23 protein-coding genes and 1 pseudogene are annotated in these 26,239 nt (G+C 69.5%); 14 read left to right on the top strand and 10 right to left on the bottom strand.

The annotated features are described in order from the left end of the window. Positions 1-77: 77 nt before the first annotated feature. Positions 78-911 (bottom strand): DUF4397 domain-containing protein, encoded by an 834-nt coding sequence (locus LN251_RS36690; RefSeq protein WP_458248487.1) that lies wholly within the window; start codon positions 909-911, stop codon positions 78-80. Between the two features lie 568 nt (positions 912-1,479). After that, positions 1,480-2,265 carry a DUF1963 domain-containing protein gene (locus LN251_RS36685; protein ID WP_458248486.1) on the bottom strand — a complete coding sequence of 262 codons (786 nt, stop codon included), beginning with the start codon at positions 2,263-2,265 and terminating at the stop codon, positions 1,480-1,482. 572 nt (positions 2,266-2,837) lie between these two features. Here LN251_RS36685 and LN251_RS36680 point away from each other — a divergent pair. Further along, positions 2,838-3,137, top strand: coding sequence for a hypothetical protein (locus tag LN251_RS36680; RefSeq protein WP_458248485.1), 300 nt, complete (start codon positions 2,838-2,840; stop codon positions 3,135-3,137). Positions 3,138-3,158: 21 nt separating this feature from the next. Here LN251_RS36680 and LN251_RS36675 read toward each other — a convergent pair whose 3' ends face one another. Together LN251_RS36675 and LN251_RS36670 are read right to left on the bottom strand one after the other, a co-directional pair. Further along, positions 3,159-3,530, bottom strand: a complete 372-nt coding sequence (locus tag LN251_RS36675) for an STAS domain-containing protein (protein WP_458248484.1) — start codon at positions 3,528-3,530, stop codon at positions 3,159-3,161. Between the two features lie 433 nt (positions 3,531-3,963). Next, a complete protein-coding gene (locus LN251_RS36670) occupies positions 3,964-4,326 on the bottom strand; it encodes an STAS domain-containing protein (RefSeq protein ID WP_458248483.1) in 363 nt (120 codons plus the stop codon). Positions 4,327-4,503: 177 nt separating this feature from the next. Between LN251_RS36670 and LN251_RS36665 the strand changes: the two genes are divergently transcribed. The 9 genes and pseudogenes from LN251_RS36665 to LN251_RS36625 all read left to right on the top strand — a co-directional run bounded on the left by LN251_RS36665 (position 4,504) and on the right by LN251_RS36625 (position 12,462). Continuing rightward, positions 4,504-4,950 carry an ATP-binding protein gene (locus LN251_RS36665; protein WP_458248482.1) on the top strand — a complete coding sequence of 149 codons (447 nt, stop codon included), beginning with the start codon at positions 4,504-4,506 and terminating at the stop codon, positions 4,948-4,950. Positions 4,951-5,269: 319 nt separating this feature from the next. Continuing rightward, positions 5,270-5,641 carry a phage holin family protein gene (locus LN251_RS36660; protein WP_458249498.1) on the top strand — a complete coding sequence of 124 codons (372 nt, stop codon included), beginning with the start codon at positions 5,270-5,272 and terminating at the stop codon, positions 5,639-5,641. Next, positions 5,638-6,117 (top strand): DUF3618 domain-containing protein, encoded by a 480-nt coding sequence (locus LN251_RS36655; protein ID WP_458248481.1) that lies wholly within the window; start codon positions 5,638-5,640, stop codon positions 6,115-6,117. Before LN251_RS36660 ends, LN251_RS36655 begins: the two co-directional genes overlap by 4 nt. Positions 6,118-6,817: 700 nt before the next feature. Beyond that, positions 6,818-7,867 carry a YihY/virulence factor BrkB family protein gene (locus LN251_RS36650; RefSeq protein WP_458248480.1) on the top strand — a complete coding sequence of 350 codons (1,050 nt, stop codon included), beginning with the start codon at positions 6,818-6,820 and terminating at the stop codon, positions 7,865-7,867. Between the two features lie 287 nt (positions 7,868-8,154). Beyond that, the gene (locus tag LN251_RS36645) at positions 8,155-9,051 is read left to right on the top strand and encodes a magnesium and cobalt transport protein CorA (protein WP_458248479.1); all 897 of its coding nucleotides are present in this window, start codon (positions 8,155-8,157) and stop codon (positions 9,049-9,051) included. Positions 9,052-9,306: 255 nt separating this feature from the next. Further along, positions 9,307-9,447: pseudogene (locus LN251_RS36640) on the top strand (alpha/beta hydrolase); the annotation flags it as partial. A 639-nt stretch (positions 9,448-10,086) separates the two neighbouring features. After that, a complete protein-coding gene (locus tag LN251_RS36635) occupies positions 10,087-11,040 on the top strand; it encodes an ABC transporter ATP-binding protein (RefSeq protein WP_458248478.1) in 954 nt (317 codons plus the stop codon). Beyond that, positions 11,037-11,834, top strand: coding sequence for a hypothetical protein (locus LN251_RS36630; RefSeq protein WP_458248477.1), 798 nt, complete (start codon positions 11,037-11,039; stop codon positions 11,832-11,834). Before LN251_RS36635 ends, LN251_RS36630 begins: the two co-directional genes overlap by 4 nt. Positions 11,835-11,865: 31 nt before the next feature. Beyond that, positions 11,866-12,462, top strand: coding sequence for a TetR/AcrR family transcriptional regulator (locus LN251_RS36625; RefSeq protein ID WP_458248476.1), 597 nt, complete (start codon positions 11,866-11,868; stop codon positions 12,460-12,462). Between the two features lie 34 nt (positions 12,463-12,496). On the opposite strand, the gene LN251_RS36620 is transcribed toward LN251_RS36625, so the two are convergent. Together LN251_RS36620 and LN251_RS36615 are read right to left on the bottom strand one after the other, a co-directional pair. Next, the gene (locus tag LN251_RS36620; protein ID WP_458248475.1) at positions 12,497-14,458 is read right to left on the bottom strand and encodes an ATP-binding protein; all 1,962 of its coding nucleotides are present in this window, start codon (positions 14,456-14,458) and stop codon (positions 12,497-12,499) included. Positions 14,459-14,554: 96 nt separating this feature from the next. Continuing rightward, a complete protein-coding gene (locus tag LN251_RS36615; protein ID WP_458248474.1) occupies positions 14,555-14,734 on the bottom strand; it encodes a hypothetical protein in 180 nt (59 codons plus the stop codon). Between the two features lie 276 nt (positions 14,735-15,010). Between LN251_RS36615 and LN251_RS36610 the strand changes: the two genes are divergently transcribed. Continuing rightward, a complete protein-coding gene (locus tag LN251_RS36610) occupies positions 15,011-15,616 on the top strand; it encodes a dihydrofolate reductase family protein (protein ID WP_458248473.1) in 606 nt (201 codons plus the stop codon). Positions 15,617-15,752: 136 nt separating this feature from the next. Here LN251_RS36610 and LN251_RS36605 read toward each other — a convergent pair whose 3' ends face one another. The 3 genes from LN251_RS36605 to LN251_RS36595 are packed head-to-tail and all read right to left on the bottom strand — an operon-like array spanning position 15,753 to position 20,538. After that, entirely contained in the window at positions 15,753-17,129 is a 1,377-nt protein-coding gene (locus LN251_RS36605; RefSeq protein WP_458248472.1) for an MFS transporter, read from the bottom strand. Between the two features lie 8 nt (positions 17,130-17,137). Then, the gene (locus LN251_RS36600) at positions 17,138-19,168 is read right to left on the bottom strand and encodes a PEP/pyruvate-binding domain-containing protein (RefSeq protein WP_458248471.1); all 2,031 of its coding nucleotides are present in this window, start codon (positions 19,166-19,168) and stop codon (positions 17,138-17,140) included. Next, entirely contained in the window at positions 19,165-20,538 is a 1,374-nt protein-coding gene (locus LN251_RS36595; protein WP_458248470.1) for an ATP-grasp domain-containing protein, read from the bottom strand. The genes LN251_RS36600 and LN251_RS36595 overlap by 4 nt, the downstream gene beginning before the upstream one ends. Before the next feature lie 379 nt (positions 20,539-20,917). On the opposite strand from LN251_RS36595, the gene LN251_RS36590 reads away from it, so the two are divergent. The 3 genes from LN251_RS36590 (at position 20,918) to LN251_RS36580 (ending at position 25,320) form a co-directional block, all read left to right on the top strand. After that, on the top strand, positions 20,918-22,267 hold the full coding sequence (locus LN251_RS36590) for a PAS domain-containing protein (RefSeq protein ID WP_458248469.1): 1,350 nt from the start codon (positions 20,918-20,920) through the stop codon (positions 22,265-22,267). 536 nt (positions 22,268-22,803) lie between these two features. Then, complete coding sequence (locus LN251_RS36585) at positions 22,804-24,441, top strand: M4 family metallopeptidase (protein ID WP_458248468.1); 1,638 nt, start codon at positions 22,804-22,806, stop codon at positions 24,439-24,441. Positions 24,442-24,561: 120 nt separating this feature from the next. Then, the gene (locus LN251_RS36580; protein ID WP_458248467.1) at positions 24,562-25,320 is read left to right on the top strand and encodes a hypothetical protein; all 759 of its coding nucleotides are present in this window, start codon (positions 24,562-24,564) and stop codon (positions 25,318-25,320) included. A gap of 253 nt (positions 25,321-25,573) precedes the next feature. On the opposite strand, the gene LN251_RS36575 is transcribed toward LN251_RS36580, so the two are convergent. Next, positions 25,574-25,891 (bottom strand): hypothetical protein, encoded by a 318-nt coding sequence (locus LN251_RS36575; protein WP_458248466.1) that lies wholly within the window; start codon positions 25,889-25,891, stop codon positions 25,574-25,576. Positions 25,892-26,239 lie beyond the last annotated feature (348 nt).

Below are 26,239 nucleotides of genomic sequence, written 5' to 3'. Positions count from 1 at the left end.
GCAGCGTTACCTCTTCTCCGGGAGAAGGGCAGGGTGCCGCCGGACCGGCAGTGGCGGCACCCCGATGGGCGTGGGTCTCAACGCGCGGTACGGCGCAGTCGCACGAGGAGTCCCGCGGCGGTCAGCGCCGACACCGCGCCCAAGGACAGAGCGCCGAGCGGAAGACCCTCGTTGTGAGCGGCGGCCGCGCCGGTCTCACCGGCCGGGACGCCGCTCGGCGCCGAGTGCATTCCGGTGAGTGACTGCGTCTTGAGCTGCAGGTTCTTGTCAGCGGCGCTGCCCCAGGCGTAGACCACCGTGTTGGTGCCCTCGGCCAGGTTCAGTTTGGCGGGTCCGATGGCCACGGTGTCGGTGCCGGCGAGTACCACGTCGGCGGAGACGGTGCCGGCGGCGACCTCGCCCTTGGCCTCCTTCGGGTTCACCAGGTCCTTGAAGACGGGCGTCCCGTTGGCCCGCACGTCGACCGCGGGCGCGGCGGCCACGTGCCGTACGGTCAGCCGGGCCTTCCCGGCGGGGATCTTGGACATGTCGTTGACGTACGCGTCAAGCGTGGGCTTGCCGTCGGCCGTGAGGTGGGCGACCAGCGTCGCGTTCGCGCCCGCGGGCACGTCCACCTTCTTCTCGATGGCCGGGGTGCCGCTCGGACCCTCACCTTCCTTGAAGATCTTTATGTCGTAGGAGCCCGCGTCCAGCTTCATCGGGTCGGTGAGCGTGCCCGGTTTGAAGTCCGGGATCAGCTCCTTGTTCCCGGCGTAGACGTCGACGGTGAGGCCGGGCACGGCGTGAAGTACCGACACCATGGCCTGATCACCAGAGGCTTGCGGTTGAGCCGACGCGGAGGCCCCGGCAGTGACGGACAGGGTGACGGCGATTGCGACGGCCACGGTGGCGCCCGCAACACGTGTGTTCATGACGGTCTTCCCTTTCGATCGAGACCTGCTTGAACCTTCGTGGCAAGGCATTCCGTCGACGGGCGGAGGATGGTTTCACCCGGTGGCACATCTTTTTTCGACCTCGCGTTGTCGGGCAGCCGGAAGGTCCCGCCGGCGATCACCGCTGGGGTGCGTCAGTCCCACCAGAACGTCGCGTGGACGGTGAGTAGGCGCCTGCCGGACGACGGGATCTTCGGAGAGGAGCTTGTCGGCGCGGCTCGCTCCCGGCCTGCCGAATGCACCTGTCCGTGCCCCTGGATCGAAAAGGTCGAGGATTTCCTGGCCGATCTCGAGGCAGAGTGAGCTGGAAGTCTTCGACGAGGGCGAGGAGGACGGAGACGTCTGCCGTTGTCGGTGACGACAAGGCTGAGGCGTTCGGTCTGGGACGGCGGGTAGCGCTTCCGTCGCCTGCTGCCTGGGGGCTTCCTGGGGAGCGAAGTGAAGCTCCTGGTGGACGAGTTAGGACCGAGATCGACCTGTCCACCAACGCTCGCCGCCGCAAGGGCGGCGGGGAGCAAGCGAGGGGTTGCTTATGCCTGCTGCTTGCTCATACCTGCTGCTCGAACTCCAGGCCTTCGTAGCGGCGCTCTGCGATGTCCTCGCGGGTGCCGACGATCAGGGTCTGGGTGTAGACGTTGTAGTCGATCGACTGGCCGTGTATCTGGGCCAGGAGAACGAGGTCGCCCTCGTCCGGTGCCGACTGCCAGGGGCTCGAGAAACCGCCCAGTTGGACAGAGACTCCGTGCGAAGCGCCGCCCGCCGTCACGTCCCGGACGGCGTCCTCGAACTTGTCCAGGATGTCGTACTGGTCCGCCCGGCCTTCGAGGAACGCGCTGGCCGCGGGAGCGTCGTGCCAGTCGGGTCCGGTAGTGAGTCCCGGGACCGGATACAGCACGTTCGGTTGGTAGACGGTGACCTGTTCCGGTTCGCCGTCGAGTTCGTAGCTCGCCGAGCGTTCCGTGGTCGGCATGCCGGCGGGGACGTGGAGCACCGCCGATGACTCCGGCTCGTACTCGATCTCGACGAAGAACAACAGCTCTCCGTCGGGCGGCAGTTCAATGTCCAGGACATCATGAGGGAGCGCCGCGCAGTCGACGGTCAGCAGCAGCGGTTCGCGTCCTTCGGGCCAGTCGACGCCGTCCGGCAGGCTGGGGAGCCCTCCGGTGCGCGCGGCGGGACGGGCCCCTTCCTGCTGGGCGGGAGTCAGGTTCCCGAAGGGGACCAGGTGAAGGCACGGCCGGCTACCGGCGAGCAGCTCCTGTGCGACCGGCCCGGGGAGGCCGTGCGCCTCGGCGGTTCGCAGGACGAGCTGTTCCACGGTCGAAGTAGTCATGACCGCGATCATGCCAGGGCCCACTGACAACGATGAAGTACAACTCCTGTTCCATAGAGGGTCATTGCTCCGCCGTGGCGTGACGTCGGCCGTGCTTTCGACCGGTGAGACGAGACGGCCTCGCCGACGAAGTGCACCGTCACGCAGCAGAGCTGACGGGCAGTCGGACGAGTGGCCGCTAACCGACACAGGGCTCACCACCGTTGCCCAGGCTCCGTCGTCTATGCGCGAGTACGGCTGGAAGAGGGGTGCGTTCGAGATGTTCGCGGACACCCTGGATCCCTTCGGGCTCCACAAGGCCCTGGAGCCCTCTGCACCCAGCGGCAGCGTCTGCCCACCCGAGAACTGCGCCTGACAATGAGGCCGGTGCCCGTCGTGCGTCACGACGGGCACCGCGTCCCTCCCCGCACCAGCGACCATCAGCAACGCACACAAGGCAGGAAGCATGAGTGACGTCCCCGCGGAGCAGATCCCCTTTCTGCTGCTGGACCTGATCCCGGCATCCGCCGGGCCCATCGCAGAGACGTTCGGCCGGCTCGCCACGAGAGGCCGTCCTGACTCAGGACGCGGTGGTGGAGCTCTATGAACTGCTGGGCGAGTGCTTCACCACGCCGGTGTTGATGCCGCAACTGGAGAGCGAGCACCCGAATGCGGAACTGCTTGAGCGATGCTGGGACTTCGTCGAGCGCATCGTGGACCATTCCACGGACCATGTCAGCGGCGCCGTCTACTTCGAGGTACTCGAACAACTGCTGAACGTCGACGGCCTGATGGAGGCGGCCCGGCCCTCTATGAAGGCGAGGACACGGGCGCGCGCTCTGATGATGCTGGACACTTACGACGTCCGCCTGCCCGGGATCAACCGGCGGTAAGGAACACGTTGCCGATCCGGGTCAGGTGACGGCGTCGTCGACGGTGGGCCTTATGTCGAGGAGCGTGTCGGCGCCGGTGATCTCCAGGATGCGCCGCAGCTGTGGGGCGGGCGCGGCGATCCGCAGGTCGGTGTGGCGGTGGGTGTTCAGGAGCAGGTTGAGGAAGGTGGAGTCGGCGAAGGTGACGCCGGAGGCGTCCAGGACTACCCGCTTGTGCTGTGCGGCCGCGGTGTCCAGGGCCTGGGTGAGCCGGCCGATGGAGTCGAGGTCGTAGTCGCCGTGAGCGATGACGACCCAGGCCCCGCCGCGTTCGTACTGAACCACCCCGATCTGTCCGGGGGTGTGTCCGTTGCGCTCTGGAAGCGGTGTGTGGCCGCTGTCGGCGGTTGCCATGGAGCAAGTATGCCCAGCCGATGGTCACGCATGGGTTACGCCCTTCCCTCCGCGGTTACCCGGCTGGTGTGAAGGTTGGGAACACAGCCTCAGCGGCCGGGCCCGGCGAGGGGAAGTGCTGTGGCCCGGTCGCCGCGTACGGTGTGTCGGCATCCTGCAGGGCCCGTCCGGCAGGCGGGCCGCCACGTCGTTCCCAGAGCAGACGATCCTCCGCCCAGGCCCTGCCGAGAGGTGAGCCGGTGATTCGCTCGTTCGGCGCAGACTTGCCCGGCGCGGGCGGGGAAGTCGGTGATCACCTCTGGGACGCGTTCCTTCCGGTGCGTCCAAGGGTGAGTGAGGTGCGGGTGCCGCGGCCATCCCCGAGTCGGCCGCGGCATCCCGCGCACAGTCCGGCTGCCGCGTCCGGCGGGCCGGCCGGGCGAGCGGGCATGGGTCACGCGTCGAGAGCCTGCCGCAGCGTTGTGTGGCAGTCGATGACGGCGTCGAGGCCGACGATGCTGAGGGTGCGCATGACGGATGGGCCGACGGCGACGAGGCGCAGCCAGCCGTCGGTTGAGCCAAGGTCCTGGTGGGCGGTGATGAGAATGTTGATGCCGCTGGAGTCCATGAACGTGACGTCGCCCATGTCGACCACGATGCGAGGACAAGGAGTGCCCGGGGTGTCCAGGGCCTCGCGGAGCGTGTCGCCGGTGTGGTGGTCGATCTCTCCGGCCAAGGTCAGCACACGAACGCCCTCGGTGGTGGTGGCCGCGACCGACAGCCCGCCGGTCTGCTGCGGATGCTCGGTGCCCGTCATTTCTCCCTCTGACATGCCGGTGATCCTGACACACTCGAGCCCGTGTGCGCATGGCGCCGAGCATGCTACGAGGGGTGCCGTTGTGTGGCCGATCCGACATCACCGCGAAGGCGTGACCGGCGGTCACACGGGTACGGGCACAACCGTTGTTGAACGGGGAATGAATTGGCAGCAGCCATGGAAACAGGCTCGACGCCCGAAGAGGGCGTGGCGCCGGACAGACCAGTGATAGAAACCAACGTTGCCTTGGTCGGCGGCGGTGCGGACATCGCCCAGGCCCGCGACCTGGCAGTCGCATTCCTCGTCCGTGTTCAGGCCGACCATGGCCTGGACGTCTCCCAGCGCGCCATGGATCTCACTCAGCTGGTAGTCAGTGAGCTGGTCACCAACGCCCGCAAATACGCCCCCGGCCCGGTCCTGCTGGATCTGCGCATCCTCGGCGATGTGGTGGAGGTCGCGGTGTGGGACTCCGATCCCACCCTGCCGATGGCCCGGGCGGCGGATGCCGACAGGGTCGGCCAGCACGGCCTGGAGATCGTTATGGCCGTGGCCCAGGCATTCGAAGCCCAGCGCGAGCCGGTCGGCAAACGCATCATCGCCCGCCTCGCCCTGGCCGTCCCCTAGCGCATCTGAGGCTCGCCGGGGTGAAGATCACGGTGGCGCCACGCGCTCTCTGCTCTGGCGACGTGCCGCGTGGAGAGCTGCGTCGCTGAGAGGTCCGCCTTCCCGGCACGTCAATGCCGACGATGAGGAAACACGAAACAGGGGTGTTCGGCCGGCGGGTTCCTTAAGTCCGCGGATCGGGGTACCCGCGCGCTCAGCAGAGGGCAGCGCGGATCGCAGCGATTTGCGCGGGAACGAAGAGGAGGTGATCGCTGTGGCGGACACGCAGTCGCACTACACCGAGGCCGGCCGCAATACCGAACGCTCCGGCCAGGAGCCGGTGGGAGAGCTGGTGCAGCGTGCCTCGCAGCAGCTGACCGAGCTGGTGCGCGGCGAGATGAGGCTGGCCCAGGCGGAGATGAAGGAGAAGGGCAAGCGCTACGGCAAGGGCGGCGGCCTCTTCGGCGGCGCCGGAGTCGTGGGCTTCTTGATGCTGGAGGCGCTCGTCGCCACCGCGATCGCGGCGCTGGCGGTGCCGCTGTCGGTGTGGGCGGCGGCGCTGATCGTCACGGGGGTGCTCGGTGTGATCGCCGCGGTGATGGTCTTGAGCGGAAGGAAGCAGGTGCAGCAGGCGGCGCCGCCTCAGCCCGAGCAGACGATCGAGAACGTGAAGGCCGACGTGGCCGAGATCAAGGGGAGTGCTCACCGATGACCCAGCCGCCGCACGACGAGCCCACCGCCGCCACCCCCGAGGAACTGCGGGAACAGGTCGAACAGACCCGTGCCGAACTCGGGCAGACGGTCGAGGCGCTGGCCGCCAAGACCGACGTCAAGGCGCGTACGCAGGAAAAGGCCGCCGAGGTCAAGCAACAGGCCGCGGCGAAGGCTGCCGAGCTGAAGGAGCAGGGCGCCCACAAAGTGGACGAGATGAAGGCCAAGGCCTCCGGACTGGCCCACCAGGCCCAGGACAAGCTGCCCGCTCCGGTCAAGGACAAGGTGACCCAGGCCGCGGAGCAGGCAAGCGCCAAGGCCGGTCAGGCGGGACAGCTGTGGCAGGACAAGGCGCCCGAGCCGGTACGGCTGAAGACGGCCCAGGGCGTTCAGATGGCGCGGGACCACCGCAAGGTTCTGCTGGTGGCCGCTGGCGTGGCCGTGCTGGCGTGGGTGGCGTTCCGCGGCCAGGAGTGAACCAGGAAGGCATTCGGCATGGTCACGGGCGCGCTGTTCAAACGGTCCTGGGGTGAGGTGGGGCCGTGACCATCCTGCCGGGCGCCGTCTTTGACAAGGTCGAAGCGAGCGCCGACTCCGGCGATGCCATGGTCATCGACCGCCTGTCCGGAACGCGGCCGGGCTGACGTACCCACCAGGGGCGGGACGGCCGGCGCGACAGCGACCGGCCCCCGCCCCAGCCGGGCTGACGTACCCACCAGGGGCGGGACGGCCGGCACGACAGCAACCGGCCCCCGCCCCCTCACCCACGTCCGTCACCCATCCACTGAAGGCCCAGCCATGTCCGATCAGCATGCCGCCACCGCGCTCACCGCCGCCGCTGTCATCGCCGCGATCCTGATTGCCCGGGCAGCCGTCCTGCACCAAGACCACCGACGCCACCGGACCGGTACGGCTGAGCCACGTCAGCACGCGGCCTCGCCCACCCCGCACACAGCACCCCACCCAGCGACCGCCTGCATGGAGACCAACAGCGCTGTGCGCGAGGCCGAGGCGCACGTGCACAGCTGCTGGCAGTATCTCCAGACACCGGGCCGACCCTTCCCCATAGCTCCTTGGTCCAAGACCGACAAGGATGGATCAGGTTGACGCAGTGCGGACGAGGACGTCTGCTCGTCTTCGTGATGGTTGGGGTGCAGGCCGGGGGTACTCGGCGGCCATGGCAAAATTGCACCTTTCTGGACATAAAAACCATTCCGTCGATAGTGAAGCACCGGAGCGAGAGGGGGCTGGCCTGGGACCGGAGGTGGAGCGGCGCGCGCCCGACGGTCCCAAGAAGCTGCCGAAGGGCGCCTGGCGTGCGGTGCTCAGGGGCAGCCTGCGGGAGTTCAAGGCCGATGAGCTGACCGACCGGGCCGCCGCGCTGACCTACTACGGGATCCTCGCTCTGTTCCCGGCGCTGCTGGCCCTGGTCTCGCTCCTGGGTCTGACCGGGAAGTCCACCACGGACAAAGTGCTGAACAACATCAAACAGTTCGCTCCCGGTTCCGTGCGCGACATCCTGACCAGCGCGGTGCAGCAGCTGCAGGGCAATGCCGGCATCGGCTCGCTCATGGCCCTGGTCGGCCTGGCGCTGGCGATCTGGTCGGCGTCCGGCTACGTGGCGGCGTTCATCCGCACGGCGAACGTCGTCTACGACATGCCCGAAGGCCGTCCGGTGTGGAAGATCCTCCCCGTCCGGCTGGGAGTGACCATCACCCTCCTGATCCTCGCGGTGCTCAGCTCGGTCATCGTGGTGTTCACCGGTGGCCTGGCGCGCCGGGCGGGCAACGCGCTCGGGCTGGGCGACACGGCCCTGACCGTGTGGTCGATCGCCAAGTGGCCGGTGCTCGTCATCCTGGTCACCATCATGATCGCGATCCTTTACTGGGCGACCCCCAACGCCAAGGTGAAGGGCTTCAAGTGGATCACCCCGGGCAGTTTCCTGGCCCTGGTGATCTGGCTGATCGCCTCCGCCGCTTTCGCGTTCTACGTCTCCAACTTCGCCTCCTACAACAAGACCTACGGCACGATGGCGGGCGTCATCGTCTTCCTGATCTGGCTGTGGATCTCCAACCTCGCCATCCTGTTGGGCCTGGAGTTCGACGCGGAGGCCGCCCGCCAGCGAGCCATCGCCGGCGGCCACTCTCCGCAGGACGAGCCCTACACCCAGCCCCGCGACACGCGGAAGTGGGACGAGCAGGACCGGCGCCGCCTGAAGGAGATGTGACGCGTCGGCCGGCTGGGGCGGGCGTGGGCGGTGATCTTCGGGACACCGGCACGGCACCCGCCTTGTGCCGGCGCCTGTCAGCGGTTCCCGCGGCGCTGGCCGCCAAGCCCCGACGCTCGGCCTCTCCAACGCCACTCGATGGGTATGTCCACCGCCGGTGCATGGAACGCCGCTGCGGAAGCATCCGAGAAGGCATGGAATGTGTGATCTACCGTGAGCGAACAGGCGAAGGCGACACCATCGACGTCGGGCAGGGTGACGGAGAGCGTGAGGGCGCCCTTGACCGCTTGGCGGTACTGAAGCCGGACGAGTTCGCCTGGATCCGGATGGAAGACCCCCGCGAAGAGGAGTTGCAGCGGCTGGGCGAGCATCTGAAGCTGCATCCGCTGGCGACCGAGGACGCCGTGCAGGCGCACCAGCGGCCGAAGCAGGAACGCTACGGTGACGTGCTGGCGGTCGCTGTGAAGACGTTGTGGTTCGTGGAACAGACAGCAGATGTGGAAACCGGCGAGGTCATGGTCTTCCTGGGCCCGTCGTTCGCGCTGACCGTTCGGCATGGTGCCGCCGACCCGACCGTGGAAGCGGCCCGTCGGCTGCGAAACGCCCCGCACATGGCACGGCTCGGCCCGGTCAGCGTCCTGCACGCCGTCACCGACGTGATCGTGGACGATTACGCCGAGGCCGCGGCCCAGGTGCGCGCGGACCTCACCGACCTGGAGCGGTGCGTGTTCTCGTCCGCCCGCGACGACCTCACGGAGCAGATCTACTCGCTCAAGCGGGAGGTGGTGGAGTTCCGCGACGCCGTCCAGCCCCTGGTGCCCGTCGTCCAGCACTTCACCGCTGCGCACGACGACTGGCCACAGCAGATGACGCCGTACTTCCGTGACGTCGCCGACCATCTCAGCCGCACCGACACCGAAGTCCGCGCCCTCGACGACCTGCTCGGCTCCGTCCTCGACGCCCACCTCGCCAAGGTCGGTACGTGGCAGAACGACGACATGCGCCGCATCAGCGCCTGGGCCGCGATTCTCGCGATCCCCACCATGGTCGCCGGCCTCTACGGCATGAACTTCGCTCACATGCCTGAACTCGACTGGCGCTACGGGTATCCCTGCGCACTGGTCGTGATGGCCCTTGGCGCGGGACTGCTGTACCGGGCCTTCCGCCGCAACGGCTGGCTCTGACCGCTCCGCTCACTCCCCACCGCGTGGCTCGCCGCCGACTCAGCCCGGCGCGGCAGCCGCTCAGATACGGGAGACGCGACACCAAAGGAACGCGCGCGCGAGGGGAGCCATATGACGAGCACACCCGGCTCTCGGACATGGTGGGGCAGTACCCCGCCTCGTCCGGTCCTGAGTGCCGAGAACCCTGACCGGGACGAGGCGGGGCTCCAGGAGGTCACCCAGGCCATGGCCGTATCCGCGGACCTCTGGATCCTCGTCTCCTACTTCCGGGAGCCCGGCCGCGCGGAGGCGGAGATCGAGCCTGACGCACGGGGCCGGCTCCCGGGCTTTTGCGCCGCCCCGTCCTCCGACGCCGTGCCCGCCCAGGTCGAGCCCGACCCGCGCGTCGCACAGCGGCCGGTTGTCGCAGGTCTCGTCCGAACGGCGCTTGGCCTTCGACCGTTCGGACCGGCTACCGTCTCGGCCGCGCCAGAGCGTAGGCCGTGGTGCCGGCGCCCGTGAGGACGAGGACCGCACAGATGCCCCGCGGCAAGGCGAGCGGCACCGGCTGTCGATGGATCTCAGGCTCCACACCCTGAGTGCACCCGCTGACGCTGGTGAGTGTGTGGGTCAGACTCCGCGTGATCGCCGCTGCAGTGTGGTCAAGGACCGCGGCGACCCGGACGAGGGACCGGGACCCCCAGGAGGGCGTCGGGGGAGAGGACGCCCACCAAGGCTCGGCGCGGCAAGCAGCCCGGTGCTGAGCCGGCCGCGCGCCCGCCGAGCGCGCCTTGAGGCATCGATCCTCGTCCCGTCGCGCCCGTGATGTGCCGGGCGCGACGGCCGCGAGCCGCGCCTTCGACGGGCGCGTGCGACACAAAGCCGACGTCTGCGTCCTCCGGTCGAAGTCCGCGAAGCGACTCGGTGGAGTGCCGAGGTACTCCTGTGGCCACTCCTCTTGTGCCACGCAGCTGACAGCGGCGTCTTCCCCTCGTTTGACACCGGTCCTCACCGCACTCAATATGTGAGTGAGCGCTCACATGCTTTGGAGGAGTCATGAGTGTGATCAAGACGGCTGGACTCACCCGCCGTTTCGGCGAGGTCACGGCCCTGGAGGGGCTCACGCTGGAGTTGCCGCGAGCGGGGGTGATCGGCCTGGTGGGCCCCAACGGATCGGGTAAGTCGACGCTCATCCGCATGCTGCTCGGCCTGATCTCCCCTACATCGGGAACCGCCGAAGTCCTGGGCGAGCCGATCAGCGCACCGGGCCGCTACTTGAACCGGGTCGGAGCGCTGGTGGAGAACCCGGCGTTCGTGCCCGGCCTGTCGGCGAGGGTGAACCTCATGTCCCTGGCCGGCCTGCGGGGTCTGCCGGCGTCACGCGTGGACGAAGTCCTCCAGATCGTCGGCCTGAACGGACGAGATGCCGAACCGGTCAAACGTTTCTCGCTGGGTATGAAGCAGCGCCTCGGCATCGCCGCCGCCCTCCTGCCCGACCCGGAGCTGCTGATCCTCGACGAGCCCACCAACGGGCTCGATCCGTCGGGCATCGTCGAGATCCGAGGACTGCTCGCCGATCTGGCCCGGGCGGGCCGAACCGTCATCGTCTCCTCGCACCTACTCGCCGAGATCGAGACGGTCTGCGACTTCCTGGTCGTCATCCGTTTCGGCCATCTGATCTACTCCGGCCCCGTCACCGACCTGCTCGCCCGCGCCAGTCGGCGCATCGAGATCGCGGCGGAACACGCGCGGGACACCTCGTCACTTCGCGCGCTGCTGACCGCTGACGGATGGCAGGTGCAGCACACCTCCGAAGGCCGGCTCAGCGTCGTCGCGGACGAACGCCAGGGTGCCGACCTCAACCGTCTCGCCGCTCGAGGCGGCATCACCCTGGCATCGATGACACCGGTGCGCGGCAGCCTGGAGGAAATCTTCCTGGAGATGACCGGGGGCAGTGACCACGACCTCACGGCAGCCCGCGCCGCGGCTGCGGAACGGAAGGCATCATGATCAATACCGTGCGCAGCGAACTCCTGCGGACACGCCGCAAGAGTGTCGTACTCGGCTGGTTCGGTCTGACCATCTTGTTCACCGCCATGATCAATATGGTGATGTCGCAGGTCGTCGGCTCATCCCAGGCACAGCCGGACGGCGGGCCGGGGGTGTCCTTCCCGACACTCGAGCAGTGGCAGGCCGCGGACGGCATCACGGCCGGCCTGTCCTCGGCCGCCAGTATGTACGGAGTCGTCGCCTTGTCGTTCTGGGCGATCGTGATGGCCGGCGACTACAGCAGCGGCCTGATCCGGCTGACCGCCTCCGCCCAGCCCGACCGCGTGCGACTGCTCCTCGGCAAGGTGGGCGCACTGGCCCTGTGGACGGCCGCCGTCACGACCGTCGCGCTCATCGCGAATCTCGTCATCGCGCCCATGGCAGCCAAGAGCGCGAACCTGGACGTTTCAGCCTGGGGGCAGAACATCCTGCCCACCCTGGCCGGCGCGTGGTTCAACCTGTTCTGCACCCTGCTCGTCTGGGGCGTCATCGGACTGGTGCTGGCTCTGCTCACTCGCTCCGCGGCCATCTCCATCTCTGTCGGCGTCGGCTACGTCCTGGTGGTCGAAGCGGTCATCACCGCTGCCCTCGACAGCCTCTCCGACTGGACCCCCGGTGCCACCCTCACCGCACTCGCCCAGGGCGGCACGCACAACATCCCGTACGACACCGCCCTGGCCCTCGGCGCCCTCTATACCCTTCTAGGCTTGGGCGTCGCGCTCTTCGTGTTCAAGCGCCGCGACATCACCGACTGACCGAGCCACACGCCTTGAAGGGGAACGTGCCATGGCCGCACGCGGCGCCGCCACACGGACCAAACTCGTCGACACCACGATCCGGCTCGTCCGCGAACTCGGCTACGCCAAAACCACCACTCGCGCCATCGCACAGGCGGCCGGCGTCGCCGAAGGCACCCTCTATCGGCACTTCCCCGACAAGGTCACTCTCTTCGCCGAAGCAGTCCTGCAGCAGAACCAGCACATCGTCGACTGGATCGACACCCTGCCCGCACGCGCAGGTACCGACACCGTCAAGGCCAATCTCACCGACTGCCTCACTCGGCTCGCCGCCCTGCGCGCCGACATCCTGCCCCTCGAAATGGCCATCCTCACCGACCCCGAACTTGCCCGCGTCGCACCACCCCCGGGTGCCCTGCCGGGCCCCCCAGGACGGCTCGCCGAGTACCTGCGAGCCGAACAGGCACTGGGCCGCCTGCGTGCCGAAGTCGATCCCGACCACAGTGCCATCGTCCTGCTCGCCCTGCTGTTCGGCATGGCCATGAACCCGCCCATGACAGCGGGAGAGCATCCTCTCCCGGCCCTGCCCAGCATCGCCGATACCGTCGACATCATCCTCAAGGGCCTCGCACCCCGCTCGGAATAGCACGTAGGAGAACCGAGCACCGCCCAGTCATGAGCTAGCGAGCAGCTCCACCCTGCGTCGGTGCGTACAGCGGGCGCCACGGGGGCTGGGCCGGCGTCGCAGTCCCGGGCCACCCCGCGGCACCTGACCGCTGCCGGCGGAACGCGTCCTCGGCGCTGTGACGAGCAGTGAGACCGATGGGGAGCACGACCTGCGCCGTCGTGGTGGCGCTTGATGTGGCTGAGGGACGCACCTGGATGCGGATCCCGTGCCGGGCGGCGAGGCGGCCGGCCGTGTAGATGCCCATGCGGTGAGAGTTCACCAGGGTGTCCGAGGCGGCCGGTTGGGCGAGCTGAGTGTTGATGTCGTGATAGCCCTCGGCCGTGAACCCGAGGCCCGCGTCGTGAATCTCGATCAGCAGCGGGTTGTCCGGGGTGAGGGACGCGGTGATGCCCACCGTGGTCTCGGGTGGGGAGAAGAGGGCGGCATTCTCTATGAGCTCGGCCAGCAGATGGACGACGTCGATCACGGCATGGCCGTGCACAACCGCCGTGGGGATGTCATGGAGCCGGACGCGCTCGTACTGTTCGATCTCGGCGACCGCGGCGCTCAGCACGTCGGTGAGCGGTACAGGACGGCTGAAGTGACGCAGGGGCTTCTCGCCGGCGAGGGCGAGGAGATTCTCGCTGTTGCGGCGCATCCGGGTCGCCAGGTGGTCGAGCCGGAAGAGGTCCTTTTGCCGCCCCGGGTCTGCCTCACCGTTCTCCAGGTCGCTGAGCAGGGCCAACTGGCTGTCCAGCAAGGACTGGTTCCGGCGCTCGAGGTGAAGGAAGACCTCTGTGGTCTGGTTCTGCAGCATCGCCTGCTCGACGGCGAGTCGTACGGCTTCACGATGGACCTGCTCGAAGGCGCGGGCGATCTGGCCGATCTCATCGGATGTCACGATGGGGATGGGTGAGATACGGGTGTCGACGCGGCTGGGATCGGTGCGCGAGAGCTCGTCGACCAGCCTGGGCATGCGTTCTTCGGCGATCTCGACCGCTGTGTCCCGCAGCAGCCTCAGCGCCGCAGACCTGCTGACCACGGAGGGTCGGATCCGGGCCACCCGGTTGCCGGCGGCCTCGATGATCTTCCTGGCTTCCGCTTCCGCGTCCTCAAGGCGCTTGGCGGCATCCCGGGCCGCCGCCAGACGCACCTGCTCGGCCTCCCCCCGGACACGATCGAGGTCGGCGAGCCGCTGCTCGGTGACGCCGGCGGCCCGGGCCAGTCGCAGCTGCTCTTCCGCCGCCTGCCGTCGCAGCTCCTCACGTTCCGCCTGGTCCTGGGCCGCAGCGAGCTCCGCTTCCAGTTTCACGCACCGGCGTTGTACCGCTTCGCGTTCGTGGACCGCCTCCTCCACAGCGGCCGTCAAGGTCTCGACCGCCTCACGGAGTCGTTCACACTCCCTGGCGAGATCGTCTCGCTGCCGCAGATACAGATCCACTTCCGCCCCCGAACCACGGCACGGAGCACCGGCTTCCAACTGACCGACTTGCAGCTTGCGTTCCTGCAACTGCCGACTTCGGAGGCTGAGTTCACGGCGCAGTTCCTGGATCTGCAGCTCCGCCTGCTCGCACTGCAAGATCGCATCTTCCAGACGGTCACTGGCCATCTGCTCGCGGTACCGGGCGGGCTGACTGGTGGCCAGAGCCTCCCGATGCAGTCGGTAGAGGTGACTCTGCACCTCCGCGGTGACCTCCTGACCGTGTGCCTCGCACGCAAATCTGATCAAGGCGTCAAGGAAGTGCTTCTCCGGGAGCCGCTCACCGGCCAGGTACCGGGAGACCGTGGAAGCCCCGAAATGCGAACGAGCGGCGAAAGCGCGCAAGGAACGCCCCTGCGCCTTGAACAGCCCCCGCAATGCGAGAGCCAGATCGCGGGTCTCGGGCGCGAGTTCTTCCGACAGCCTCTTGAAGCCTTCGAGGTCTTCCGCCTCCGCGAAGGGAGCACCTTCTGGGCCGAATCCGTCGCCGCTCATCGCATCTCCATGTGCCGATCATCCCCGGTCTGCGCGCTGTTGAGAGCGACGGTCGGTGCCGAACGATCCGACCAGTGCGCGCCTTTTCGGTCGGCATCAGTCGATGAGCGCGTTGAAAAACGCCACGGCGGCACCGAGGCCCGCCATGCCGGAGAGAACCGCTTCCGCCCAGCCCGTCCCGGTGAGGGCTGTCAGCACGCCGGCCACCGTGCCGCACAGGACGCCCAGCAGGAGGATCAGAGCGGACCGGACACTCAACAACGACGCACTGCGCACAGTGAACCTCCTTGCTCGACGCGGCACACGGCCGCACGTGACGGCCATGCGGTACGGGGAGCAGCCTGCGGGTAATCGTGGCTGTCCCGGAACGGGAACACTCGGTGTTCCCGACGGTCGGGGACACGCGGATCGCGCTGCCCGGTTGTTCCCGCCCGGGAACACCCCCTGATCGGTTGCAGCGGCACGGGTTTTCTCATCAGCCCTCAGCGTGGCCGATGAATTTTCGACTTCCGGCCGGTCCATGCTCGTGACACCTCAGGAAAGGACACTGCCATGTCAGAGCTTCTCGTCGACTTCATCACCTCGCTCGACGGTTGCGCGTCGGGCGAGGGGTGGCCCGGGTTCTGGGGCCTCGAGGGCCCGGAGTACCTCGCGTGGCTCGGCGAGCAACCCGAGGCCACCTACCTGATGGGAGCCAACACCTACCGCCTGATGTCGGGCTTCGCCGCAGGCGAGGTCCCCGATGGCCAGGACGAGTTCAGGCCCGAAGAGGAGGCGTCCCTCGACGAGCTCACGCAAGCGTCCAAGGTGGTGTTCTCCTCCTCACTCGAGGAGCCTCTGACGTGGGCCAACTCCACGCTCGTCCGCGACGACGCCGTCGAGGCGGTCCGCGCCATGAAGTCGAGTGGCTCCGGGCTCCTGAGCACGATCGGCAGCCTCAGCCTGTGCCGGTCCCTGCTGCGAGCCGGACTCGTCGACCGCTTCCGGGTCGTGATGTTCCCGGTGATCACCGGGGCCACGGGCGAAGAACGCATCTACGACGGCTATCCGGATGTTGCCCTCGAGATGATCGAGCATCGCACCGTCGACGGCCGCATCCAGCTCGTCGAGTACAAGCCTCGCGTGCTCGATCACCCGCCCCTCGGCGTCCGTGCGTGACGCCGCCCCGCCCGCCGGTCCCGACAGCCGCCATGCCTGACACGGTCGGGCGGGGGCAAGACCTCACAAGGGAGTGAACGGCCAACGCCCGGACGCCCTGCCCACCGTCGCTGTGGGGGCGTTGCCGCGCCCGCACTTACCGGCCCCGGCCGGGACCCACGGGCGGCTGGGCGGCGACCTCGTCCGCCGGCAGGGATGCCGGCTGATCCGATGGCCGGGGGAGGGGAGAGCCGGGGTTCGGGGTACGGGCGGTGGCTTGTCCGGTGCGGGGCTCGCCCGTCCGGCGGGTTCGGCGCAGGGCCAGGTGCAGGGCCGGGATCAGGAGGCAGGTGACCACGGCGCTGTGCCACAGCAGGTCGTCGAGCCGGCCTGCCGCGAGGTAGGCGCCCGCGGCGACCGCCGCCAGCGCACATACCCCGCGGTCCACGATGCTTTCCACGGACAGCAGCGTGGCGCGTGGCGCGTCGGCCGGGACGGCGTCGTTGACGAGCTTGCGTTGCACCGGGTAGACGAACCCGGTGATCGCGGCGAACGCGCACAGCAGTGCGATGACGAGCCACGGTCCGCCGAGGGTGGTGGCCGCGAGGGTCATGGCCAGTGCCACGCTCAGCAGGGACACCCACTGGGCGGCGGACAGCCGGCGGCTCAGCCAGCGCGGACGCGCCGAGGCCACGGCCTCGGCCACCGTCATGGCCGCGAGCACGCTGCCGCTCGCGCTCTCCTTGATGCCGTGGTCCAGGAGGACCGGCTGGAAGAGGTTGACCTGGCAGATGCGGGCGAGCGTGAACACCGCGACGCCCTGCACCATGAGCAACGGCAGCCACGGTGAGGCGCGCAGGGCCCGTAGGGCGGCCCCCGTGTCGTGCAGGAGGGTGCCGCGCCGTCGTCCGCCCGCGTCGGGCCCGGCGTCCGGGCGGTGGGCGAGGCGGGGCAGGGCCAGCGCGCACACCAGCGACCCGGCGGCGCAGGCCGCGCTCAGGACGTACGGGGTCGGCCGGGCCAGCGTCATCAGCGGGCCGACCAGCGGCCAGCACAGGACCTTGGCGGCCAGCCCGAGGGAGCGCGCGCTGCCCTCGGCGTCCAGGTAGTGCGCGTCGGCCCCTTCGGCGCGCAGCGCGTCGTAGAGGTAGGCGCTCGCCGCGCCCGACGCGAGGGAGCGCCCGGCGGCGATGGCGAGGAAGTGCACGAGGAAGCCGGTGTAGGAGGGGGCGAGGACGGGCGCCAGGTTGGCAGCCGTCATGACGACCGCGCCGGTGCGCAGGCAGTTGCGGGCGCCGATGCGGTCGGCGATCACTCCGGTCGGGATCTCGAAGAGGCAGAACGCGGTGTAGTAGATGCTCTGGATGCCGAAGATCTGGCCGTCGGACAGGCCGGCGTCGCGCTGGTAGGCGTAGAAGACGGGCATCCACCACAGCAGGTTGAACAGCAGCTGGAAGCCGTTGTTGAGGCGGATGACGCGGCGCGCGGCGGGGGAGGGGGCCGGGCCGGCGCGGCGGGCGGCGCGGGCGGGCATCGGGCGGCTCACCGGGCGTAAGGGCGGATCTGGACCAGCCGGAAGTCCCCTTCGGCGGTCATCAGCCACTCGATGTCGAGGGCGTCGTCGGGGTCGCCGGAGCTGAAGTGGGACTGCAACAAGCGCCCGGCGAGCGCCAGTCGGGCGAGTGCCGCGCGGGTGGGGGCGGGCAGGTCCTCGCCGGCGGTGCCGACGTCGAGGGTGCGCCCGCCGCCCTCGACGGTGTTGTACAGGTACTGCTGGGGCAGCACGGAGCCGTCCACGACGTGTTCGGGCGAACCCGGGGCGCAGTTGACGTACACGTTGCGGAAGTCCTCCCGGCGGGTGGGGTTGCAGGTGACCAGGACGCCGCCCAGGTGCGCGGGCAGGTACTCCTGGACGATCACGCCCATGTAGGTGTCGTCCAGGCAGATGCCGACCTCGTGCCGCAGGCGCACGCTGCGGGGTGACAGCAGGGACGCCCACACCTGCCGTACCGCGTCCATGAGTTGTTCCGCTCCTCGCACGGTGGTCACGGAGTCGTAGATGCCGGCGGCCGAGAAGCCGGGCAGGTCCTCGGCGTTGGAGGAGGAGCGCACCACCATGCGGCGTCCGTCCGCGAGCAGCCGCGGTACCGCGGAGGTGATCGCACGGTTCACGTCCGGCGGTACGGGCGTGGCCCGCACGAGCTGCTGCAGGTTGAGGCACAGGGGGTCCACGAGGTCGAACGCCTCGAGTTCCAGGGCCATCTTCAGCTTTCCGATGCCCTGTTGGAGAGCGGGCGAGGAGGTGAGGAAGAGGTGGTGCAGGCGGAAGGGCAGCGCCACGCCCTCGGGTGCGCGCACGGTGTCCGCGACGTACTGGGCGGCGGCCGCCCTGAGGCGCTCGGGCGAGGCGTCCCGCTCGCCGAGTCGGGCCGCCAGGTGGCCGAGGAGGTCGCGGCGCGGAGGGCGCGGCCGGGCGTGGAAGACCGTCAGGTCGGCGGTACGGCTGTCGAGGACGTGGTGGAGTTCGCCGAGGTTGGCCGCCTTGGTGCCGTAGCTGTCTCGGTCGGCGCGCCGCAGCCGGTGCAGGGCCAGCACGGGGGCCTCGTCGAGCAGGGGCGTGTCGATGCGGATGCGCTGCTGGTGCCAGGCGGGTTTGGTCAGCCGGGGCGGCGTCGCGAGCGGCTCCAGCGTGACGGCGTCCTCACTCACCCGGTAGCGCACCCAGGTGCCGTCCAGGCCGCCCCGCCCGTCGAGGGTGCCGGGCTCGTCCAGGGCGTCGAGGTCGCGGACGATGGCGTTCGGGATGCCCCAGCCGGAGGCGAGCACGTTGGTGTGGGACAGCGGGGTGATGGGCGTGGTGTTGATGAAGCCGGCCACCCGGGGTACGTCGTCGGGCAGGCGGGGCATGGCGACGATGTCCGCCCAGCCGAGGTCGGCGGCCTCCGCCTCGTACGCGGCCATGGTGCGGAAGTGCCGCAGACGGCCCTCGGCCTGCCCGGGGTTGAGGCAGGTGCGGGTGCGGTCGCCGAACAGCTTGTGGCTGAGGACGCGGGGGACGACCGCCTCGGGGATCGAGGCGAGTTCCGCCTCCTGCCCGTGGTTGGCGGGCTTCAGCAGCAGCGGGAGGCGTCCGTCCAGGCGCCCGCGCACATAGAGGTAGAACTCCTCCAGCAGGGCGCCGTGCATGGTGTCGGCCTCCGTGGTCTCCAGCACCAGGAAGGGACACTCGGTGCCGTCCGCCGCCCGGTCGGTGTGCAGGGACAGCACGCCCAGCAGGAAGCGGCGGTCCGGGTCGGCGTACACGGACGCGTTGAACGTGTCGAGGTCGGCGTCCAGTTCGTCCACCGTCATGCCGAGGATGCGGGTGGCGATGTAGTTGACGTGGAAGGGGTGGACGCGGGTGTCGAGGAGGTGCCAGGTGCAGGTGTGCCGGTCGACCACGACCTTCAGGTAGGGGTGCCCGGCGAGGACCCCGGACAGGGTGCGGAACAGCGGCAGCGTCAGGTTGGCGCCGACGACGGTGCGGTCGCCACCCGTCTCGGCCGGGTCGGTGCGGTCCAGGGTGGAGGTCATGCCCGCGCTCCTTCCGTGGCGTGACGGGGCAGGAGGTCGGGCAGGGCGTCCACGAGGGCGGTGAAGTCGCGGACGACGGCCTGCGGTCGGTCGGCGGACAGCAGGCACAGCGCGGCCATGGTGTTGGCGCCCGCGGCCGGGTCGTAGACGGGGACGGGGGAGCCGTCGGGCAGCGAGCTCTCCTCGACGACGCGCAGCCTGCTGTGCGCGTCCACCGGGGCGGACCGGACCACCGCGGCGGAGTCCCACAGGTGCCGGCTCGGCCACGGTGCGCCCGCCCCGTCCACGGCGAGGACGACCAGGGACCCGGCCGCGCCTTGGGCGTCCGCGGGTGTCAGCGCCCTGGGCGGCCAGTCGGGCGTGGCGCCGAGCAACTGGTCGGTGAACAGGCCGACCAGGTCGATGCCGAAGACCTCCTCGATCTGCGGGACGGTCATCGCGCCGCCGAAGCGCGCCGCCGTCTCGATCACCCACATGCGCCCGTCGGCTCCCAGCTTGATCTCGGTGTGGGTGCCGCAGTCCTCCAGGCCGAGTGCCTCCACGGCCTGCCGGGCCAGTGCCACGATCGCGGCCTGCGCCTCGTCCGTGACGGCGGCCGGGGTGATGCCGGCCCGCTCGGTGAACGGGGCCACGGTCGGCATCCGGCCGCTCACGCAGACGGGCCGGAAGACGCCTTGCGCGACCACGCCTTCGACGCTGACGTAGTCTCCCCAGCCCGGTCCCTGGAACCACTCCTCCGCGCAGCCGGTGACGATCTCCTCCACGATGAAGTCCTCGCCGGCGTCCGCGACATGGAGCTCGGCGTATCCCAGGCGCGCCGACTCGGTCATGACCGCGCGCGAACGGGCCCACGCGGCCGGGGCGTCGGCCGGGGCCGAGATGATCTGGTGCGCGGTCGAACCGGCGCTCCAGGCCGCCTTCAGCAGGAGCGGGGACTGTAACTCACTCGTGGCGCCGCGCAGTTGCTCCAGCGTGGCGACGGGCCGGAAGTGCGGCTGGGGGATGCCCCGGTGTTCCCAGGCCGTGCGCATGAGCCGCTTGTCGCGGGCGAGGGCCGCGGCGGGGCCGGCGCCGCGCAGTCCGAGCAGACGGGCGGCCTCGGCGACCGCGACGACCGCGTACTCCGAGAAGGTGACCACCGCGTCGGCGCCGACCTCGCGGGCCCGGGAGGTGATGGCCGTGACCAGGTCGTCCGCCCCCGCGTCCCCGGCGGCGACCTCGGAGGTGCACCACGCGCGGGTGCGCGCCGCGCTGTGGGCGGGCAGTTCGCTCAGTGCCAGCAGGTGCACCTCGGCCCTCGCGGCCACCCTGGGCAGGGCGTACCCGACCGGGGGACCACCCTTGGCGTGCACGTACAGCACCTTCGCCATGGAACTTCAACTCCTCTTCTCGTTCAGCGACTTGCTCGGTCGTCACTTCGCGCGGACGGCCAGTGGGACAGCGCGGCGACGAGCGCGAGGCGACGAGGCGGCGGGGTTCCGGTGCGCCGTCGCTTTGCCTGCGCCTGCCGTACGGGCCGCCGTCCGGCCTGCCGTCCGCGTGCTGCCGTTTGACGATTCCCGTCCAGCGAAGCAGTCGAGTTTCCCGGCTCTCGCCGCTTCGAGCGCGCTCGTGTCAGGCACATGCCTGAGTGAGCCCGCCGGGCGGTGCCAGGTCGAGCCGGGGGCGGGCCGCATGGCTCGGCGTGCACGGGACACGGATGAGATGTCACACACCGTTACATCCGTACGCGATTCAAGGAGTTGGGCTGTGGACGAGGCCGATTTCAAGACACTGCTCGCCCGTCTGCCGGTGTCCTGGTGGGAGACGGACGCCGATTCGGGGCGGCTCCGCAGCGGGGGTGGTGCCTTCACCGACGAGCACACGGCACACCGCTTTTTGAAAGCCCTTTCCGCGGAAACGGGAGGTCTGCCGACCGCCCGGCGGGGTGACGGCGCGCGGCTCGAAGAGGCTGCCCGGCCCATTGGCGGTGCACCGTCGGAAGAGCGCCCCCGACGCACCCGGTTCGAAGGCCGCACCTTCGACGTCACCTGGTCGGACCGGCGTGGCGACGCCCGACGTCGCGGCAGTCGGGGCGTGGCGGTGGAGGTGGGCGGCGGCGCCCCGGCGGGAGCCGGTGCCTACGCTTCCTTCGCTGATCTGAGCCCTGCGGCGATGTTCGTGCGCGACGCCGCCGGGTGCTACGTGTGGGCCAACCACGCCTACGCCCACCTGTACGGCACCACGCCCGACCGCATGGTCGGCCGACACCTCGGCGAGTTCGACGCCCCGGACGACGCGGCCCGGTTCATGGCGCTCGACGACGAGGTCCTCACCGGAGGTCACTCCCTGCGCCACACGCTCACCTACCGGCGCCCGGACGGCTCGCCCGGCCACGCGGCGGGATACCGCTTTCCGGTGTCCTGGGGTGACCAGCGCTGTGTGGCGGGCACCTACGTGGACGTCAGCGAATACACCCACGCCCTGGACGGCAGGCGCCGGGCCGAGGAGGACCTGCGGGCGCTACGGGACCACAGCGGCCTGCCCTGCGTACGGCTGTCCGCGGACGGTGTGGTGGACGAAGCGAGCGCCGCGGCCGCCGAGTTGCTGCGCCTGCGGCTGTGCGACCTGGTGGGCTCCCCGGCCGACGCCCTCCTGGCCGAGACCCCGGAACGCGCCGCGCTGCACGCCGTCTGGGGCGAACTGACCGGCGGGCGGCGCCGGAACGCGCAGTCCAGTGCCGTGCTCGTCGACGGGGACCGGCGACTGCGCCGCGTGTGGGTCCACCTGAGCGTCGTCAACCCCTCCCGCGGGCGGGAGCCGGGCGTGTGGGCGGTGGTCACACGGCCCGGCCTGAGCCACGAACCGCATCCCGCGCTCACGCCGGCCCAGGTGCGGATACTCGCCCTGCTGGCCGCGGGCCACGACAACGCCGGTGTCGCCGCGGCGCTGCGCCTGTCACGGCAGACGGTCGACTACCACCTGGCCCGCCTCCGACGGCTGCTGGGCGCCGCCACCCGACCGGCGCTGGTGGCCCGCGCCTACGTGCTCGGCATCCTCTCCCCGCACTCCTGGCCGCCCCGCTCCACCACGGCAACGCACCCCCTCAGCCCCGCCTGACCGGCCGTGTTCCCGATGTGCTTCGGGCCGGTCATCGATGTGTGCCCCGGCGGTGAAGGACCTGTGGGGGAGTTGTCGGACCTTGGAAAGGGGTGTAGCGCTGGCGGGCACGTCTGCGGTTCTGTCGTGTACACCTCTCCAACCCCCCACATTCCATGGAGACTTCATGTGCGTCGCTGCCGTCAGGCCGTCCAACGTCCGAGTGGCCATGGGTCACTCGACGAGACCCGGCCCGGCCGGAAGGCCGTAGCCGCCGGGGCACGCGGCCCCCGTCGACCGCCCGGCCACCCGGCCGCGCGTCACCGGTCGCCCGTACCTCTGGCCGTACACACGCCATCCCTTCGCGAACGCACTCGGCGTCGACCGCCAACGTCCCGGGCACCGCGAGTTGTTGAAACTTGTCATGTCCAGAACAGCCCTGCCGTCCACGGGCATCTCCGTGGGCCAGGCAGCGGCGCCACATCGACCACCCCCCACGCCCAACCGGCGGCACCAGCCGCTCGGACCACCCCCCACACCCCTTCAGAGGAGTTTGAGTGACCTCCCGTTCCCAGCGTCACCAACACACCCTGCTGGCCCTCGCCACCGCCGTCGCGGCCGGAGCGCTGCTGAGCACCACCCTCGGCGGCCCGGCCACGGCACAGCCGACCGCACAGGACCGCCCCGGCGCGACTGCGGTCGCCCTGTCCGCCACCGCCCACACCGCCCTCCTCCGGCAGGCCCGGACCTCGACCGCCGCGACGGCGAAGGCGATAGGACTCGGCGCCCAGGAAAAGCTGGTCGTCAAGGACGTCGTCAAGGACGCCGACGGCACCGTGCACACCCGCTACGAGCGCACCTACGCCGGTCTGCCCGTGCTCGGCGGCGACCTGATCGTGCACACGGCGAAGTCCGGCGAGCGCGAGGGCGTGACCAGAGCGGTGCAGGGCTCACTCAAGCCCGCCTCGCTCACGCCGCGCATCGCCCCCGACCGGGCCGAGCACCAGGCCCTGGGCGCGGCGAAGGCCGCCGGCTCCGAGAAGTCCCGCTCCTCCCGGGCACCGCGCAAGGTCGTCTGGGCCGCGTCCGGCAGGCCCGTCCTCGCCTACGAGACCGTGGTCGGCGGCCTCCAGGACGACGGCACCCCGAACGAACTGCACGTCATCACCGACGCCGCCACCGGCCGAAAACTGTTCCAGTACCAGGGCGTCGAAACCGGCGTCGGCAACACCAAGTACAGCGGGAAGGTGGACCTGACGAGCACGCAGTCCGGCTCGTCGTACACGCTCACCGACGCCTCACGTGGCGGCCACAAGACGTACGACCTCGCCCACGGTGAATCCGGCACCGGCACCCTGTTCTCCCAGGACAACGACACCTGGGGCGACGGGACCACGGCCTCGGCGGCGACCGCCGCCGCCGACGCGGCCTACGGCGCGCAGGTCACCTGGGACTTCTACAAGAACACCTTCGGCCGCTCCGGCATCAAGAACGACGGCGTCGGCGCCTACTCCCGCGTCCACTACGGCAACTCCTACGTCAACGCCTTCTGGGACGACAGCTGCTTCTGCATGACCTACGGCGACGGCGAGGGCAACAACGACCCGCTCACCTCGCTCGACGTCGCCGGCCACGAAATGAGCCACGGCGTCACGTCCAACACCGCGGGCCTGGAGTACTCGGGTGAGTCCGGCGGCCTCAACGAGGCCACCAGCGACATCTTCGGCACCGGTGTGGAGTTCGCCGCGAACAACTCCAGCGACGTCGGCGACTACCTCATCGGCGAGAAGATCGACATCAACGGCAACGGCACGCCGCTGCGCTACATGGACAAGCCCAGCAAGGACGGCGGCTCGGCCGACTACTGGTCCGCCGACGTCGGCAACAAGGACGTGCACTACTCCTCCGGCGTCGCCAACCACTTCTTCTACCTGCTGTCCGAGGGCAGCGGGAAGAAGACGATCAACGGCGTCGACTACGACTCCCCGACCCAGGACGGCTCCACCGTCACCGGGATCGGCCGGGACAAGGCCCTGCAGATCTGGTATAAGGCCCTGACCACGTACTTCACGTCCACCACCGACTACGCCGCCGCCCGCAAGGGCACCCTGTCGGCGGCCGGCGACCTCTACGGCGCCGACAGCGCCGAGGCGAAGGCGGTCGCCGCGGCCTGGACCGCGGTCAACGTCAAGTGACGCAGCACGCCTGACGGGCGGCACCCGGGATTCTCCTGGGTGCCGCCTGGGTTTCAGAGCTCGTAACACGATCTTGGTGGCGAGATGGGTAGGACGGATGCGGCTGGGATGATTGCGGCCATGACCCCGGACTGGTCCCATCTGAAGCACGCCTACGGATCCGCATCCGACCTACCACGGTTCTTTGACGAGGCCGGTGATCCTGAGCTGGCCGAAGTGGCGTGGGAGGAGCTGTGGGCTTCTCTCTACCACCAGGGCTCGGTGTACACGGCCAGCTTCGCCGCCCTGCCCGTTCTGGCAGACATCGCTGCCGGTCGCAAGCCGGGCGATTGTTGGCAGGCCCTTGGGCTGGCGGGTCGCATCGTCGTCCAGGAGCAGCAACTTCACGAGCCCGGTTACGTACAGCGCTGCTACCCGTCTGCGATGAGCGAGCTGCTTCAGCTGACGCAGAAGCAGGTGATGGCAAGGCCCTTCGAGGGCGATGAAGACGACTTTCTGTACTGGCTGGAGCACCTTCTGGCTTTCGAGGGGGTGCCCATATGGAGGCGCAACTTGGGCCGCGGTGCTTACCGTGTGGTGTGCCCCTCCTGCGCAGGGAGCTTGGAGGTCGACCTCTCCTACAAGCTTCGAGGCACTCGCCGTCGGGATCCGAACGCGCTTTTTCGGGTTGTCGGCCGCGAGGGACCCGTACTCACCGCGGTCCTCCCGGCGGCCCCCGCGGACCTGCCGCCGCTGGCGTCTCGGCTGCACGATCTGGCCGTCAGGGCCGGGCAGTCAGCCGCCGCAGACCATCTGACCCATCTGTTCGGCCTCACGACGTGTCCGGACTGTGCTTCCAAGTTCTCGGTACCGGACCAGATCGCGGCCTTCGAGGCATAGCAGTGTCGGTGATCTGGATCGGCTCCCTTGCGGCGTCTCCAGCAAAGGAGGCTGCAGGCAAGGGGGACGAGGGCGTCGTCGTGCAGGTCGAGCCGCCGCTCCGCTCTTGGACCACTACTTTCGCTCTGGTCGAGCTCCCTGGAATGCTCGCATCTTCCCGAGCTCAGGGCCCGCGCGGGCCAAGCTCGTCACCCGTCGCCTGCGGGCAAGCCCGGTCGCGGCATTCCGTATTGCGTGGTGCTCACGATCGACCTCAGCTCGCGCTTGGCAGGTATCCAGGCGCGATGAGGCCGGCCATGACCCGCAGTCTTGCGTAGTACGACCTGCAGTAGTCGTCAGCGATGACCGGAAGGACCTTGTCGAGGTCTGCGATGCAAGCCCACAGAGCCGGGATATCGTCGTCGTCCAACCCGCCGCTCAGCTCTCGTAGGGCCAGACCAGCCACGTATGAGTCGAGCAGGGTCAGCTCTACGCCGGCGATGCTTACACCGCGGAACCGGCCGGGAAACGGCGCTTGCCTGTGCTCCTCCCAGAACGCTGGAAGCCGGCTATCCGGTCGTGGCAGACCCATGCCGAGATTATTGCCGCCGACGCAGTCATCAGAAAGCGGATATGGCCACCCCGTGGGTTTTGCCCGCAAGGACGCGGCTCGGAGTGCGTGGACAAAGATGCCGACGCACGCTGAAGCCATGGCAGCCGGATTCCCGCAGGTCCTCCGGGGGGTCTACTCAGAGCGCCGGACCCCTCGCGCGCGGCCCGATCGGGGCGCCCCCCGGAGCGTCCTGATCCTCTGGGGTGGCCCTGGCCGGGGTGCTCGTCGGCGTGCTGATCGGTGTCGCGGATTTCAGGGGGAGAGGGCAGCATCTCCGGGGCGACCGTCACGCAGACGGTTCCTGCCACGCGTGTGTACGGGGCAAGC

Source organism: Streptomyces sp. MAI_2237, from assembly GCF_054189285.1.
The sequence above is the reverse complement of the archived record's forward strand: the minus strand, read 5'-3'. Positions and strand labels throughout refer to the sequence as shown.

What these genes read in the sequence shown, in the direction of transcription:
- LN251_RS36690 (WP_458248487.1), bottom strand. Translation starts at nt 911, where the DNA reads ATGAACACACGTGTTGCGGGCGCCACCGTGGCCGTCGCAATCGCCGTC.
- LN251_RS36685 (WP_458248486.1), bottom strand. Translation starts at nt 2,265, where the DNA reads ATGACTACTTCGACCGTGGAACAGCTCGTCCTGCGAACCGCCGAGGCG.
- LN251_RS36675 (WP_458248484.1), bottom strand. Translation starts at nt 3,530, where the DNA reads ATGGCAACCGCCGACAGCGGCCACACACCGCTTCCAGAGCGCAACGGA.
- LN251_RS36670 (WP_458248483.1), bottom strand. Translation starts at nt 4,326, where the DNA reads ATGACGGGCACCGAGCATCCGCAGCAGACCGGCGGGCTGTCGGTCGCG.
- LN251_RS36665 (WP_458248482.1), top strand. Translation starts at nt 4,504, where the DNA reads ATGGAAACAGGCTCGACGCCCGAAGAGGGCGTGGCGCCGGACAGACCA.
- LN251_RS36655 (WP_458248481.1), top strand. Translation starts at nt 5,638, where the DNA reads ATGACCCAGCCGCCGCACGACGAGCCCACCGCCGCCACCCCCGAGGAA.
- LN251_RS36650 (WP_458248480.1), top strand. Translation starts at nt 6,818, where the DNA reads ATGGCAAAATTGCACCTTTCTGGACATAAAAACCATTCCGTCGATAGT.
- LN251_RS36635 (WP_458248478.1), top strand. Translation starts at nt 10,087, where the DNA reads ATGAGTGTGATCAAGACGGCTGGACTCACCCGCCGTTTCGGCGAGGTC.
- LN251_RS36630 (WP_458248477.1), top strand. Translation starts at nt 11,037, where the DNA reads ATGATCAATACCGTGCGCAGCGAACTCCTGCGGACACGCCGCAAGAGT.
- LN251_RS36625 (WP_458248476.1), top strand. Translation starts at nt 11,866, where the DNA reads ATGGCCGCACGCGGCGCCGCCACACGGACCAAACTCGTCGACACCACG.
- LN251_RS36620 (WP_458248475.1), bottom strand. Translation starts at nt 14,458, where the DNA reads ATGAGCGGCGACGGATTCGGCCCAGAAGGTGCTCCCTTCGCGGAGGCG.
- LN251_RS36610 (WP_458248473.1), top strand. Translation starts at nt 15,011, where the DNA reads ATGTCAGAGCTTCTCGTCGACTTCATCACCTCGCTCGACGGTTGCGCG.
- LN251_RS36605 (WP_458248472.1), bottom strand. Translation starts at nt 17,129, where the DNA reads ATGCCCGCCCGCGCCGCCCGCCGCGCCGGCCCGGCCCCCTCCCCCGCC.
- LN251_RS36600 (WP_458248471.1), bottom strand. Translation starts at nt 19,168, where the DNA reads ATGACCTCCACCCTGGACCGCACCGACCCGGCCGAGACGGGTGGCGAC.
- LN251_RS36595 (WP_458248470.1), bottom strand. Translation starts at nt 20,538, where the DNA reads ATGGCGAAGGTGCTGTACGTGCACGCCAAGGGTGGTCCCCCGGTCGGG.
- LN251_RS36580 (WP_458248467.1), top strand. Translation starts at nt 24,562, where the DNA reads ATGACCCCGGACTGGTCCCATCTGAAGCACGCCTACGGATCCGCATCC.
- LN251_RS36575 (WP_458248466.1), bottom strand. Translation starts at nt 25,891, where the DNA reads ATGGGTCTGCCACGACCGGATAGCCGGCTTCCAGCGTTCTGGGAGGAG.